Annotated in this window: 8 protein-coding genes, 1 riboswitch and 1 other annotated feature; of the genes, 1 reads left to right on the top strand and 7 read right to left on the bottom strand. The window is 33.3% G+C overall.

Going from position 1 to position 15,409, the window contains the following annotated elements; all coding sequences use genetic code 11:
- Positions 1-3: 3 nt before the first annotated feature.
- The 7 genes from ribD to gltB all read right to left on the bottom strand — a co-directional run bounded on the left by ribD (position 4) and on the right by gltB (position 13,606).
- Positions 4-1,131, bottom strand: coding sequence for a bifunctional diaminohydroxyphosphoribosylaminopyrimidine deaminase/5-amino-6-(5-phosphoribosylamino)uracil reductase RibD (gene ribD / locus HSACCH_RS03440; RefSeq protein WP_005487862.1), 1,128 nt, complete (start codon positions 1,129-1,131; stop codon positions 4-6).
- A 179-nt stretch (positions 1,132-1,310) separates the two neighbouring features.
- Positions 1,311-1,426, bottom strand: a riboswitch (FMN riboswitch).
- A 107-nt stretch (positions 1,427-1,533) separates the two neighbouring features.
- Positions 1,534-2,820 (bottom strand): hypothetical protein, encoded by a 1,287-nt coding sequence (locus tag HSACCH_RS03435; RefSeq protein WP_005487861.1) that lies wholly within the window; start codon positions 2,818-2,820, stop codon positions 1,534-1,536.
- A 19-nt stretch (positions 2,821-2,839) separates the two neighbouring features.
- Complete coding sequence (locus HSACCH_RS03430; RefSeq protein ID WP_235043984.1) at positions 2,840-4,414, bottom strand: LTA synthase family protein; 1,575 nt, start codon at positions 4,412-4,414, stop codon at positions 2,840-2,842.
- Between the two features lie 442 nt (positions 4,415-4,856).
- Entirely contained in the window at positions 4,857-6,611 is a 1,755-nt protein-coding gene (gene ilvB, locus HSACCH_RS03425; RefSeq protein ID WP_005487857.1) for a biosynthetic-type acetolactate synthase large subunit, read from the bottom strand.
- 92 nt (positions 6,612-6,703) lie between these two features.
- Positions 6,704-6,954, bottom strand: a binding site (T-box leader).
- 73 nt (positions 6,955-7,027) lie between these two features.
- Positions 7,028-7,354 (bottom strand): hypothetical protein, encoded by a 327-nt coding sequence (locus HSACCH_RS03420; RefSeq protein WP_005487856.1) that lies wholly within the window; start codon positions 7,352-7,354, stop codon positions 7,028-7,030.
- A gap of 135 nt (positions 7,355-7,489) precedes the next feature.
- Positions 7,490-8,962, bottom strand: a complete 1,473-nt coding sequence (locus HSACCH_RS03415; RefSeq protein WP_005487854.1) for a glutamate synthase subunit beta — start codon at positions 8,960-8,962, stop codon at positions 7,490-7,492.
- 18 nt (positions 8,963-8,980) lie between these two features.
- Positions 8,981-13,606, bottom strand: a complete 4,626-nt coding sequence (gltB, locus tag HSACCH_RS03410; RefSeq protein WP_005487853.1) for a glutamate synthase large subunit — start codon at positions 13,604-13,606, stop codon at positions 8,981-8,983.
- 359 nt (positions 13,607-13,965) lie between these two features.
- Here gltB and glnA point away from each other — a divergent pair, with 359 nt between their 5' ends.
- Positions 13,966-15,300, top strand: a complete 1,335-nt coding sequence (glnA, locus tag HSACCH_RS03405) for a type I glutamate--ammonia ligase (protein WP_040477038.1) — start codon at positions 13,966-13,968, stop codon at positions 15,298-15,300.
- Positions 15,301-15,409: the final 109 nt, after the last annotated feature.

The raw sequence follows: 15,409 nt of genomic DNA, 5'->3' as shown, positions 1-15,409 counted from the left end.
ATATTATTTTTTTTTGGCTATTAATAAAATATTATTATCAATATTTTTTTGCTCTAAAATTTCTAATTCCACTGCATCTGACATCATTTTTGGCCCTTCTCCACAGAAAGAAGCTATACCATCACTGCCACCATAGATCTTAGGTGCAATAAAATAGTAAAATTTATCAACCAGATTTTCTTTTAAAAACGTATGACTCAACTTTGCTCCACCTTCAACCAAAATACTGCTGATTTTTCTTTCCCTTAACTGCATTAACAGTTTTTTTAAATTAAAATAGTTTGTATTATCTGTTTCAAAATCTAGAATTTCTACCTTTTTCTTTTTTAATAATTTTTCTTTTTTTATTTGAGCAGCTGAGTTATTTAAATTATCTGCTGTAATAATTAGAGTTTTAGCCGTTGATTTTTGATTTATAATTTTTGCAGTAAGTGGTATTTCTAATAATGGATCTAGAATTATTCGGATAGGATCAATCCCTTTTTTTGATTCTAATCTTGCTGTTAAAGAAGGATCATCTGCTAGTACTGTTCCAATCCCTACCATAATTGCATCTGATCGGTGCCTTAACTTATGCCCTTCCAGTCGGGCAGCTGAATTTGTAATCCATTTTGAATCCCCACTTGAACTTGCAATATAGCCATCCAAAGTCTGAGCTTTTTTTAAATAAACAAAAGGATAATCACTTTGAATATATTTTAAGAAAATTTCATTTAAATTTTGAGCTTCCTTTTTTAATAGTCCAAGCTCTACTTCAATTCCTGCTTCTCTAAGCATTTCAATCCCTCTGCCGGCAACATCTGGATTGGGATCAACCATCGCAATAATTGCTCTTTTTATTCCAGTATCAATCAGCTTTTGAGCACAGGGAGGAGTTTTGCCGTAATGACTGCATGGTTCAAGACTTACATAAATATCTGCTCCTATAGCTTTTTCTCCCGCTTCTTCTATTGCAAAAACTTCGGCATGAGGGCCACCATATTTCTGGTGATAACCTTCACCCACTATCTTTCCATCTTTGACAACTACTGCTCCAACCATCGGGTTAGGAGATGTGCTGCCCTCACCCAATTTTGCTAATTCTAAAGCTCTTGCCATATATCTTTGATCAGCATCAGAAAATTTCTGCATCATATACCTCCCTATAAATAAATCTAAAAATTTGAAGTTAATTTTACAATTAAAAAAAAGCCCCTCCAAAACTGGAAGGACTTTAATAGTCAAATATTATAATATAAGTATATTATCTAAGTTTATTTAACATTTTAAATAAATAAAATAGTAAATAAACAAATTAGATTAATAAACCTATAACCTAACTCCCTTCCAGACTTTACTGTCGGTTCTGCATTGCATCAGATCAATCCAAATGGATTTGTGGACTTTTACCACCGGTAGGGAATCTCACCCATCCTCGTTAGTTATATTAAATTTTCTAGTTATATTTTAGCATTTTAAATAGAACTTGTAAAGTGTTTTCACAAAATATTATATAATTCATTTTTTAAAACAACAAAAAATATCTAATTTAGCTTATTCAAAGTTCAAATCATCTATTTGGCCCCAGAATTTCAATTGATAATAGCCAGCTTCATCTTTAGTTATTTTTTCGCCTAAAGCAAGCTGCAGAAAAGAATTAAGCTGTTCTGCCTTAGCAGTTTGAGGTTTATATCTTAATTCGGCAGTACTAATATAAGGTATTTCCTGACTGTAATTATATTCTGCTTTAAACTCAGCTTTAAGCATAGATGAGTCCAATTCCGAACTACTGCTTCCATTCGGATAACTATATTCCTGCTGATAATTAAACTCGTTAATTAAGATCTCAAATTGATTATTTTCAGCCAAGATACCGAAACTATTTTTGTTTAACTCTTTAGCTAAAATTTCTGTCAATACCAGTTTGAATTCTTTTAAGTTTAAATTAAAATCAAGCTGATTAGCCTTCAATCTTTCTTCTTCATTTAAAAGATCAAAATTTCCATTAAAGTTAATTTGTTTAAATTCTAAATCTTGATAAAGTGTATTAGCATTAAAATCTAAATCTTCTGCTGTTAAAAGAAAATCATATTTTCCACTTATCTCTTCAAAAACAATTTGTTGAGACTCATCTTCATAATTAATTACTGAATCAAAATTATAAATCATTTTTAAAACTTCACTACTCAAATTAAATTCTTCAACATTATAGGCTCTAGTCTCTTGATCATAATTTGTCCGCAGTACAAAGTTATTAAAAGTTGATAATTTATTCCATTCCTCATCATTTAAACCATAACGTCTATAATAGGGAAAATCATATTTCAATTCAGCTGCAGTAAAATCTAATTGATGGTCATTTTCTAATAAAAGCTGCAAATTTTCTTCATTTATTATCTCCGAAAGCTTTTCTTCTGGTAAATTACCCTGGTATTTAAGCTTAGCTTCTTTAATATTTATTTGATAATTATCATTTAAATTTGAATAATTAATTTGAGCAATATCACTATCTAAATTTTTATCAAGTTCAAGATCTTGACTGCGAATATAATTTAGTATTTGCTGCCAGCTAAAATTAACTTCTGCCTGATTAATAATTAGATTAAATTCGTCAGCTTTAGTTAAATTTAAATCTCTGATATTAATTTTTTGTAATAATGGATTACTCTCTACTTCTAAAAAACGAAGCTGATAATTATTTGTCTCCGCTATTTCTGTAATTTCTAATTTTACATCTTCAGCTATTTTTTGTCCATAATAGTAATTAATTGCAAAAATAATTGCAGCCACAAATAACATCAACAAAAGATAAGTTGATATCTTTTTAAAGAATTTTTTCATTTTTTCTCCCCCTAATTTATTATGAATCTTTTTTTATAATATTTTTTTTCATAATATTTTGCATATAATCTATTATCTTTAACATCCTCTCTTTTTCCGTTTCTGGTAAAGAAATTTCTTTGCTTTTTTCATTTTTATATGCTATTCTTTTAAATTCATTTTTTTCTTCTGGACTCATTGGCATTCTTAAAAATAAATTGTTATTATATAAAATTTGGGGGGTTTCATGTAAAAAAAGAACTGGATTTTCTTTTTCTTTTAATAATGAAACCCCTAAAAAGCCTTTTGGTTTTTCTTTATAACCTAAAATATCCAAAACAGTTGGTGCAATATCAGTATGAGTTCCAGTTTTAGTTATTTTTTCAGAGTCAAGTTTCGGATGAAAAATCATTAGAGGAATATTTTCTGGTTCCTTAACATTAGCTTCCATTACAAAATTATCAGCTGAATGATAGCTTTCTTTTTTTATATCAGAACTGTGATCAGAATAAAAAACAAAGAGAGTATCTTGATATAAGCCTTTTGCTTTTAAACGTTCAAAAAAGTGTTCAATTGCCTGATCAGTAAAATAAACTGAATTAAAATAATCTTTTACAATAGTTGGTTTTAAATCATCAAATATTTTTTGACTGTATTCTTTTGGATAAAAATCAAAAGGAGTATGGCTGGTCACAGTGATATAAAAAGCAAAAAATGGTTCTTTAGCTTTTTGCAGATAATCAATAGATTGGTCAAAAAAATCATAGTCATTAATGCCTAAATAACTTTCTGTGCCTATTTTAGCATCTTGGGTTGTAAAGTAATCTTTATGATAGAATTTATCAAATCCTATTTCCGGATAAGCTTGATCTCGATAAAAGAAATCCCCCTTATTTCCGTGAAAAGCTAAAAATTGATAATCTTTAGCTTTTAGGGCTTTAATAATAGAATTAAACTCTGACATATCATTAGTTTTAAAAGCATAATTTTTATTTTTAGGATAAAGAGAAGTCAAAAAAGAAAATTCAGCATCAAAACTTCCATTAATATGCTGGGCATAAATGTTTTCGAAATACAATGATTTTTGCTTAATTTTATTTAAAAATGGAGTAACTTCCTGTCCTTTATAGCGATAATCTATTATTTTTTCATCAAATGATTCAAGCTGCACAACTATAATGTTTTTAACAGATTTTAATTTGTGTTTATGAGTTAAATTTTTATCTCCTACTATTTTTTCATTACTTAACTGGTCGACATTTCCTTGCTCCAGATTCTGCATGCTAAAATATTCTGCTATATATAAGGGTACAATTCCATAAACACTGACAAAAGCAGAAGTACTGTGTTCATATAATTCAAAAAACCCGTTTATTGCATAAAGATTATTTATATGATGTATATGAATCCCTAAAATCACTAAAATTAACAACAAAATTATCAAAATGTTTTCTCTATATTTTTTGTTTTTTGACATAGATATCTTTTCTACTTTAAAATCTGATTTAAAAAATATCAAAAAACTTAAGATTGGTATTTCAAAAACAAAAAGCAGGTCTAACCAACCAATTAATTGTCTGAATATGACTTTAAAAGGTCTTATTCCCTGGCCCATTGTGATATCTGCTAAACTTAAATAATTAGCAAAATATTTATTATACCACAGATTCCCAAAGAAAAATAATGTAAACAGCAAATAGATAAAAAATGTAAGATATATTCTTTTTGTATTTTTTAAAAAGAAATTTATACTGATTATCGAGATTAAGATTATTACTAAATTTTTTGTTATTAATATATAAATTGAATTTAATTGAAATATCTGCCAGTTAAAATAATTATATTTTATTAAAAATCCAAGCATCAAAAAGAAGTATATAGTTTTCTTTTTAAAACTCAATCTATTAAAATATCTCAATTTATAACTCTCCTAAAATAATATTTACTCCTTAACTTAATGTTATGTTTTTTTTAGCTCAGATGCAATGCTAAATTAAAATAATTTTAGGATCTTTAATGATAAGATAAAGCTAAAATTGAAGATAAACTGTTTATTATTAATTTTTTCTATCTTTTCGTAAAATCATATCTTTTAAACTTCCTCCCGCAGAAACCATTGGAAATACATTTTCTTCTTCTTCAATCATAAAATTAAGAATATATGGTTCATCAGCTTTGATTGCATTTTTAAGTGCTGATTTAATATCTTTGCGCTCAGTAATAGTTTCTCCTTTGATACCATAACCTTTTGCCACCTGAATAAAATCCGGAATTATTTCGGGACAATTTTTATTGGGGCCAGAACATTGGGAAGGACAACCGCTCTGTTTTCTTAGACATGTTGCAGCATATCTTTTATCATAAAATAGTTCCTGCCATTGGCGAACCATCCCTAGATATTGATTGTTGAAAATTATTATTTTAACTGCAATATGATTTTTAGCTGCAGTTGCCAACTCTTGAATATTCATCTGAAAACTCCCATCTCCTACAAGAGCGAAAATATCTTTTTCTGGATTAGCAATTTTGGCTCCAATAGCAGCTGGAAAACCATAACCCATTGTTCCTAAACCGCCTGAACTAATAAATGTTCTCGGCTTTGAGTATTTATAGTACTGAGCAGCCCACATTTGATGCTGTCCTACACCAGCTGTAATAATTGCTTTACCAGCAGTTAAATCATAAAGAGTTTCTATTATTTCTGATGGTAGTAATTTCTGATTTTTTTCTGGATCTGCTTTTTGGTCAATTTTTTTCCATTCTTTTATTTCTTTTAACCAGGCTGGTCTTTTTACCTCTTTAATTTTAGGTATTAACTTATCCAGAGCCAGTTTAACATCTGCTGTAATTGGAACCTTGGTCTCTACAATTTTTGCTATTTCGGCTGGATCAATGTCTATATGAATCACATCTGCATCAACTGCAAACTCCTCTAATTTACCTGTTACACGATCATCAAATCGAGCTCCAAGGGCAATAATTAAATCAGAATTTGTAATTGCCAGATTAGCCTCTGTTGTTCCATGCATTCCCAGCATACCTAAAGCTAGATAATTATTTTCATCAAAAACACCTATTCCATTTAAAGTTGTTGTTACAGGTATCTCTGCTTTTGCTGCAAGTTCATTTATTTCCTTATCTGCTCCAGAAATTATTGAACCCCCACCAGCATATATAATTGGTTTATTAGAATTATTTATTAACTCTGCTGCTCTATTTAACTGTAATTTATTTGCCTCATATGTTGGATTATATCCTGGCAGGTCAACTTCTTTGGGATAACAAAATTTAGCTTTATCTTTTAAAATATTTGATGGAATATCAACTACTACTGGACCAGGCCGACCTGTAGCAGCAATATGAAAAGCCTCTTTAATTATTCTTGATAAATCTTTAACATCATTAACAATATAATTATTTTTAGTAATAGGCATAGTAACACCTTTGATATCTGCTTCCTGAAAACCATCAGTACCAATCATATTATTGGGTACCTGGCCTGTAAAAGCAACTAAAGGAACTGAATCCATATTTGCAGTTGCTAAAGCTGTTACCATATTTGCTGCACCAGGGCCAGAGGTTGCTATACAAACTCCAGTTTTACCACTAGAACGTGCATATCCATCTGCTGCATGTACTCCACCCTGTTCGTGATGAGGCATAATATGTCTTATTTTTGAATCGTATAACTTATCATAAATATCTATAACCTTTGCCCCAATATAGCCGAATATAGTCTCTACACCTTCTGCTTCTAATGACTTTACAAAAATTTCTGCTCCACTCATCATTTCTTTATCATTATTACTCATACTGCTCACTCCTTTTTAAGATAAAATAATGATCTAAACTTAAAACTGTTTAAAAAAATAAAACTCTCATCTCTACTAATAGTTAAACTATCAATAGGGACGAGAGTTATCTCACGTGGTACCACCCAAATTTACTGGTATACAGTCTCTTAAGTACGCCTGATGAATAATCATTTATACTTCTGCATTTGATAACGGATGCATTAAAAAGATTCCGACAGCATTTACTACTTTCAACACTGCAGTTCAAGGGCTACAAAAATAATTTTTAGATATCGGTTCTCAGCAATTCCGATTCTCTGTAATCAATATATCTTATTTTCCTCCCTCTCATAACTTTTAATTATTTAGTTTTCTAATTTGCTTAATTATATATTATTTTTTGAAAATTGTCAAGAATCAGAATTGAAATCTGACTAATCCTCAAATACTGCTTCTCCTATTTTGAAAACTACTTCATGTCGATGATTTAGAAGACCACTTTCTAATTTATCCTGTCGTTTGTTAATTCCTTCTATTTTAGCAACACGGTGATTTAACTGTTTAATTTCCGCTCCGTGTGTCTCAGAATTAGCAAGCAAAACTCTAAGCATATCTGTATTTTCCTTAAGCTGTGGCTTCATTTCGGCAACATCATTTTTTAGTGATGAAACGTCAGTTTTTAAAGTTGAAACATCACTTTCAACCCCAGATATTTCTTCCCTTATTATCTGCCTGATGCCATCTAAAAGCTCCTGATCCAAGTTTAACACCACCTATCTCTTAATAATTTCCACTAGCGGCATTTATATACTATAGTTATTATTTTGTTTAATTAATATTTATAATTGTATTAACTATATTTAGTATATCACAGTAAATGGAACAGATAAAGATATTTAACTTAAATATTCATCAACTTTAATTGCTGCTTTGCGTCCTTCATCAATAGCGTTAACTACCAAACTCTGGCCACGCCTCATGTCACCAGCAGCAAAAACTCCTTCAATGTTTGTTTTAAAATCATCATAATCTGCCTTAACATTTGAGCGTCCATCCAGTTCAAGCCCTGCAGATTTTATCAGATTATTTTCAGGTCCTAAAAATCCCATTGCAATTAAAATTAGGTCGGCAGGCCAAATTTTTTGAGTATCTGCCTGCTTAATAGGTACAAATCTATTGTTTTCATTTTTCTCCCAGTTGATTTTAATAGTTTTTACTCCCGAGACAGTTTCTTGACCCGCAACTTCTTCAGTAATTATTTCTTCGGTCATTATTAGAAACTCTCTTGGATCAGATCCAAAAACTTCTATTGCTTCTTCCTGACCATAATCAACTTTAAGTGTTTTAGGCCACTCCGGCCATGGATTATTAGCCTGTCTTGCATCCGGTGCTTTGGGCATAATCTCAAACTGATTAACTGATTTAGCACCTTGTCTGATAGCAGTTGCTACACAGTCAGTTCCTGTATCTCCACCACCGATTACAATTACATTTTTATCCTCAGCAGAAATGTAGTCCTTATTATTATTACTTAGTATATACTCTGTATTAGCTTTAAGATAATCAACTGCAAAATGAACACCCTCTGCTTCTCGGCCTGGAACCTCTAAATCTCTAGGCTTAGTTGCCCCACCTGCAATTACAACTGCATCAAAATCATTTTTTAGATTGTCTAAACTAATCTCACTTCCTATTTCAGTCCCTGTTATAAATTCTACTCCTTCGGCTTCCATAATATCTAAGCGCCGCTGCAGCACTTTTTCTTTATCTAACTTCATATTTGGAATTCCATAAACTAAAAGACCTCCAATTCTATCCTGACGCTCATAAACTTTAACCTGATGCCCTAGTTTATTTAACTGATCAGCTGCTGCCAATCCAGCCGGTCCAGAGCCAACTACTGCTGCTGATTTTCCAGTTCTAAACTCTGGTGGTTCTGGCTGAATCCAGCCTTCTGCAAAGGCTTTCTCAATTATTTGATATTCATTTGCTTTAATTGTCACTGCTGGGTCATTTAAGCCTACAGTGCAGGAGCCCTCACAGGGAGCAGGACAAACTCTGCCGGTAAACTCAGGAAAATTATTAGTTTTTAAAAGTCTTCTAACTGCTTCTTCCCACTTTCCTTTATAAATTAAATCATTCCACTCCGGAATCAGATTATTAACAGGACAGCCGGACACCATACCACCAATCTCCAAACCACTGTGACAGAAAGGAATTCCACATTCCATACACCGAGCGCCCTGAATTTTAGCTGCTTTATCCGTAAATATATTTTTAAATTCTTTCCAATCATTTATTCTATCTTTAGGCGGACGTTCTTTAGGAACTTCCCGCTGATACTCCATAAATCCAGTTGCTTTACCCATTTTGTCTCCTCCTCTGTCCTAGTTACCGCTAACTCTAGCTTTATTTTGAGCATTTTCTTCAAAGGCTTTCATTAAAGCATCATTTTTACTTAATCCTTGAGCTTTAAAATTATTGATAGCTTTAATCATCCGCTGATAATCACAAGGCATAACTCGAATAAATTTAGATTTATAGCTCTGCCAGTTATTTAAAATTTCTGCAGCTCGATCACTACCGGTATATTTTAAATGTTCTTGTATCATTTTTTTAACCATTATCTCATCTTCTGTTTCTGTTAAATAATTTAGTTCAACCATCTCGCCATTTACTCTATCTTTAAAATCAGATTCTAAATCAAATACATAGGCAGTTCCACCTGTCATCCCGGCCGCAAAATTGCGCCCAACCTGGCCCAGCACAACAACTTTTCCACCTGTCATATATTCGCAGCCGTGATCTCCTAAACCTTCAACAACAGCCTCAACACCACTGTTACGAACACAAAAGCGCTCACCTGCTTTTCCTTCTATATATGCTTTTCCAGCTGTAGCACCAAAAAAGGCTACATTACCAATAATGATATTTTCTTCAGCCCTAAATTTAGATTCAACTGCTTTTTCAACAATAATTTTTGCACCTGAAAGTCCTTTGCCCAGATAATCATTGCTGTCCCCTTTAAGTCTAAAGCTAACTCCTTGGGGCAGATAAGCGGCAAAACTTTGACCCGCTGATCCTTCAAAATTGAGCTGAATTGTATCTTCAGGCAGCCCTTCTGCTCCATAACGTTTAGTTATCTCACTACCTAAAATAGTTCCGACAACCCGATCTGTATTCTTTATTTTTAGATCTTTTTGCAGCTGAGCTCCATTTTCTACTGCTTCTTTTGTCAGTTCAAGGAGTTCTCTAAAATCAAGGCTCTTCTCCAGTCCGTGTTCCTGTTTTTGCTGACAGTAAACAGCTTTATTACGAGCAATTTTTGGCTGATATAAGATAGAAGAATAATCAAGACCCTTTGCTTTCCAGTGTTCTCGACTCTTATCCTGTCTCAATTTATCAATCCTACCAACTAATTCATTGACTGAGCTAAATCCTAAAGCTGCTAATTCACGGCGGAAATCTTCAGCAATAAAACGCATAAAATTAACCACATGTTCTGGCTTACCCTGAAATTTTTTACGCAGTTCAGGGTCCTGAGTTGCAACCCCAACTGGACAGGTATTTTTACTGCAGACTCTCATCATCACACAGCCTAAAGCAACTAAGGGTGTTGTTGCAAAACCAAATTCTTCTGCTCCCAGCATTGCTGCAACTGCTAAGTCTTTTCCGGTCATTATCTTACCGTCAGTCTCTAATGTTACCCGGTCTCTTAAATCATTTAAAACGAGTGTCTGATGAGTCTCTGAAAGTCCAAGTTCCCAGGGGAGACCGGCATGCCGGATACTTGTTCTAGGAGAAGCACCGGTACCACCATCATAACCGCTGATCAAAATAACATCTGCCTTACCTTTAGCTACACCAGCAGCAACTGTACCAACTCCAACTTCAGATACAAGTTTAACATTAATTCGGGCCTCACGATTTGCATTTTTTAAATCATGAATCAGCTGAGCCAAATCTTCAATAGAATAAATATCATGATGTGGGGGTGGTGAAATAAGTCCTACCCCAGGGGTTGTGCCTCGAGTTTCTGCGATCCAGGGATATACCTTTTTACCAGGAAGTTGTCCTCCTTCTCCAGGTTTTGCTCCCTGGGCCATTTTAATTTGTATTTCTTTTGCATTAACCAAATAATGAGAATTCACTCCAAAACGACCAGAAGCAACCTGTTTAATTGCGCTGCTGCGTAGATCTCCATTTGCATCAGGAGTAAAACGATCTGGATTTTCTCCCCCTTCTCCAGTATTACTTTTACCACCTATTCTATTCATAGCAATTGCCAGTGCCTCATGGGCTTCCTGACTGATAGAACCATAAGACATAGCTCCTGTTTTAAAACGTTTCATAATATTTTCAGCTGGCTCAACTTCCTCTAATGGAATAGCTTCCTGCTGGTATTTTGGTTCTAAAAGACCACGCAAAGTCAGCATTTTAGAACTCTGATCATTCAGTTTTGAACTATATTCTTTAAATAGCTCATAATTATTTTCTCTTACTGCCCGCTGCAGTAGATAAATAGTTTCTGGATCATAAAGATGTTCTTCTTCATCTTTGCGCCAACTAAAATTACCACCGGCATCAAGTGTTTCTTTTTCAACTTTAATTCCCTTATAAGCACTGTCATGTCTCATAATACTTTCTTTTTCAATTTCATCTATTCCAATCCCACCAATTCGAGAGGCTGTTCGGCAAAAATATTTATCAATTACTGATTCAGAAATTCCAATAGCCTCAAAAATTTGGGCACCTCTATAACTTTGAACTGTAGAAATTCCCATTTTAGCCATAACTTTGACAACACCTTTGACTGCTGCCTTAATATATTTTTGAACTGCCTGCTCTTTAGTAGATTTTAAATGGCCTGCTTCTACTAACTGCTCAACAGTTGCATAAGCCAGATAAGGATTAACTGCATCCAGACCATAACCAATTAAAGCTGAAAAATGATGAACTTCTCTTGGCTCACCTGATTCTAAAATCAAACTAACTTTTGTTCTTAAACTCTTTTTAATCAAATAATGATGAAGACCACTTACTGCCAGGAGAGCAGGGATAGCAATTTTGCTGCTGTTTACACTCCGATCAGAGAGAATAATAATATTGACTCCATTAGCAATCAATTTTTCTGCTTCAGCAAATAATTCTTCCATTCTTGCAGATAGAGTTCCAGTTTCTTCAGTCTTATTAAAGACAATATCGAGGACTGCTGTTTTAAAACCAGGTTGATCCATATTTTTAATATGATCCAGTTCTTTATTTTTTAAAAGAGGATGTTCTAATTCCAACTGTCTGCAGCTTTTTGAATTAGGCTGCAGCAAATTACCTTCTGAACCGATAAAAGTATTTGTTGCTGTAATTAACTTTTCTCTAATAGAATCAATTGGAGGGTTGGTTACCTGAGCAAAACGCTGCTTAAAATAATTATATAACAGCTGGGGTTGGTCAGATAAAACTGCCAATGCGGCATCATTACCCATTGAACCAATCGGATCAACACCATCTCGGGCCATTGGAATTAAAATTTTCTGTAAATTTTCATAACTGTAACCAAAACTTTTCTGCATTGTAACAAGTTTAGGGGACTGTAAATCCTTTATCTTCAAATTTTCTTTTTCCCCTTCAGCTTGCTTATTACTCAGATCAGATTTTAAATCTTTTAATTCTATCAGATTCTGATCAAGCCAATCACCATAGGGCTCTGCTGCTGCAATATCAGTTTTTATTTCTTTATCATTAATAATTCTTCCTTTTTCGGTATCTAAAAGCAGCATTTTTCCCGGCTCCAAACGCTGTTTGCTAATAACCTCAGCTTCTGGCAGCTCTAAAACACCAACTTCAGAAGAAAGAATTAGCAAATCATCTTTAGTTATATAATATCTTGATGGTCTTAAACCATTCCGGTCAAGCACTGCTCCAACCTGAGATCCATCAGTAAAAGCCATTGCAGCTGGCCCATCCCAGGCTTCCATTAAGGTACTGTGATAATGATAAAAATCACGTTTTTTCTTTTCCATCTGTTGATTATGTTCCCAGGGTTCTGGAATCATCATCATTATTGAATGAGCCAATGAGCGTCCAGTTAAAGCTAAAAATTCAAGCACATTATCAAAACGAGCTGAATCACTGCCTTCAGGAGCTATAACTGGCAGCAGTTCTTTTAAATCATCACTGAAAAGATCACTTTCGAAAATCCCTTCTCTAGCCCGCATCCAGTTTTGATTACCCAGCATGGTATTAATCTCACCATTATGAATCAGATAACGGTTTGGATGTGCTCTTTCCCAGCTTGGAAACGTGTTGGTACTAAATCGAGAATGGACTAAAGCAATTGCTGTCTTTAAATCTGGCTCAGTTAAATCAGGAAAAAATCCTTCAAGCTGTCCCGGAGTAAGCATCCCTTTATAAACTAAAGTGCGACTGGAAAGTGATGCAAAATATAATTCTCCCTGATGCTCAGAATTACGCATCTTATTTTCTATTTTCTTACGAATTAAATATAATTTGCGTTCAAAATCTATTCCCTGCTCAACTTCTTTTGACTTCTCAATAAAAATTTGCGAAAAATGAGGCATAACCTCTAAAGCTGATTTTCCAATTTCAGTTGAATTAACAGGTACTTCCCGCCAGCCTAAAAGCTGCTGACCTTCACTTTCTATAACAGATTCTACAATTTTTTTAACTTTTTCTCTTTTATCTTTTTGGGGGGGCAAAAAAACCATTCCAACCCCATAATTACCTTCATTCGGCAAAACTATATCCGTTGTTTCCATTTTATGTCTTAAAAAACTATCAGGAAGCTGAATTAGAATTCCAGCACCATCACCAGTATTCTCTTCACTACCACTTGCTCCTCTGTGTCTTAAATTAACAAGTACTTCTAAAGCTTGTTCAACTATCTGATGAGATTTCTTTCCTTTAATATGGCTTACAAATCCCATACCACAGGCATCATGTTCAAATTCTGGACTGTATAATCCCTGCTTTTTAGGCATTTTTGTAAAAGTCATAATTTATCATTCCTTCTTTTTTAGATTTGAAAGTGACCGGTACCTATGTTTTAAAGGTGTATTACTTAGTATAAAGTCAAAAAGTCAAGCTGTAAATAGTTTTAAGAATTTCTATACTTGTATACAGGGATTATATTATATTTAATTTGGATATATTGAAACTGCTTAATAGACATTCATAATATCTGTATACATGGATTAAAAAATAGAGATTATCTTGGATTTTGAAGTCTGAATGTTGATATGACAGGGATTAAAGCTGTTTTTAAAGAGATTTCTTAGTAGTTGACCTTAATTTGAAAAAGGATTATACTTAAGTCAGAAATTGAAATTGAAAAATTATTAGGAGAGTGATTATGATGTCAAAGTACAGTAAAGAAGATATTTTAAAGATGGCCGAAGAAAAGAATGTTAGGTTTATCAGAATGCAATTTACTGATATCCTGGGAATAGTTAAAAATGTTGCAATCACAGTTAAACAGCTTGAGGATGCACTGGATAACAAAATTATGTTTGATGGTTCTTCCATTGATGGTTTCACCCGGATTCAGGAATCTGATATGTATTTAAGACCAGATTATGATACTTTTACTATTTTCCCATGGCGCCCAGAAGAAGGTGGAGTAGTAGCGCGTTTGATCTGTGATGTGTATAAGCCAGATGGAGAACCTTTTTCTGGTGGACCTCGTAATGTATTAAAGAAAGCTTTAAAAGAAGCTGAAGAAATGGGATATGAAATGAATGTTGGACCTGAGCCAGAATTTTTCCTTTTCCAATTGGATGAAAAAGGTGATGCTACTACAATAACTCATGACAATGGTGGTTATTTTGATTTAGGACCACTTGATAAAGGTATTAATGCCCGCCGGAGTATTGTTTTAGCATTAGAAGAAATGGGATTTGAAGTTGAAGCTTCTCACCATGAGGTAGCACCTGGCCAGCATGAAATTGATTTTAAATATGCTCCTGCCTTAGAAACTGCAGATAACATTGCTACTTTTAAGTTTGTAACAAAATCTATTGCTCATGAGCACGGTCTTCATGCAACCTTTATGCCTAAACCTATTTTTGGTGAAAATGGTTCTGGAATGCATGTCCATCAGTCATTATTTAAAGATGGAAAAAATGTTTTTTATGATGAAAATGATCGCTTGGGCTTAAGTCAAACTGGTTATTACTATATTGGTGGCTTATTAAAACATGCTAGAGCAATAACTGCAATTACTAACCCCTCTATTAACTCATATAAACGTCTGGTTCCTGGTTATGAAGCACCGGTTTATGTGGCCTGGTCAAGTGCTAATAGAAGTGCTTTAATCAGAATTCCAGCTGCTCGTGGTGCAGGTACAAGATTAGAATTAAGAAACCCTGATCCTACTGCTAACCCTTATCTGGCAATTGCTGTAATGTTAAAAGCTGGTTTGGATGGAATTAAAAATAAAATCGAACCACCTGAAGAAGTTTTAGAAAATATTTATGAAATGACAGCAGCTAAAAAAGCCGAAAAAAGTATTGAAAGTTTACCAGCAAATATCAATGAAGCTGTTAATCTTCTCTTAGAAGATGATGTAATTACAAGTGTATTAGGTGAACATGTTTTAGAACATTTTGTGGCTGCAAAGAAAGTAGAATGGGATGAATACAGAACCCAAGTCAGCCAGTGGGAATTAGACAAATATCTCTCTACATTTTAATAATTAAGAACTTATTAATAATTGAGAACTTAAATGCATAAACCTCCCCTATAATAAAGGCCTCCCAGTTGAATATTCTCTGGGAGGTTAATGTTTTTATAATAGTTTG

The sequence above is a fragment of the Halanaerobium saccharolyticum subsp. saccharolyticum DSM 6643 genome, from assembly GCF_000350165.1.
GTDB lineage: Bacteria > Bacillota > Halanaerobiia > Halanaerobiales > Halanaerobiaceae > Halanaerobium > Halanaerobium saccharolyticum.
The sequence above is the reverse complement of the archived record's forward strand: the minus strand, read 5'-3'. Positions and strand labels throughout refer to the sequence as shown.

What these genes read in the sequence shown, in the direction of transcription:
- HSACCH_RS03435 (WP_005487861.1), bottom strand. Translation starts at nt 2,820, where the DNA reads ATGAAAAAATTCTTTAAAAAGATATCAACTTATCTTTTGTTGATGTTA.
- glnA (WP_040477038.1), top strand. Translation starts at nt 13,966, where the DNA reads ATGTCAAAGTACAGTAAAGAAGATATTTTAAAGATGGCCGAAGAAAAG.
- HSACCH_RS03415 (WP_005487854.1), bottom strand. Translation starts at nt 8,962, where the DNA reads ATGGGTAAAGCAACTGGATTTATGGAGTATCAGCGGGAAGTTCCTAAA.
- gltB (WP_005487853.1), bottom strand. Translation starts at nt 13,606, where the DNA reads ATGACTTTTACAAAAATGCCTAAAAAGCAGGGATTATACAGTCCAGAA.
- ilvB (WP_005487857.1), bottom strand. Translation starts at nt 6,611, where the DNA reads ATGAGTAATAATGATAAAGAAATGATGAGTGGAGCAGAAATTTTTGTA.
- ribD (WP_005487862.1), bottom strand. Translation starts at nt 1,131, where the DNA reads ATGCAGAAATTTTCTGATGCTGATCAAAGATATATGGCAAGAGCTTTA.
- HSACCH_RS03430 (WP_235043984.1), bottom strand. Translation starts at nt 4,414, where the DNA reads ATGGGCCAGGGAATAAGACCTTTTAAAGTCATATTCAGACAATTAATT.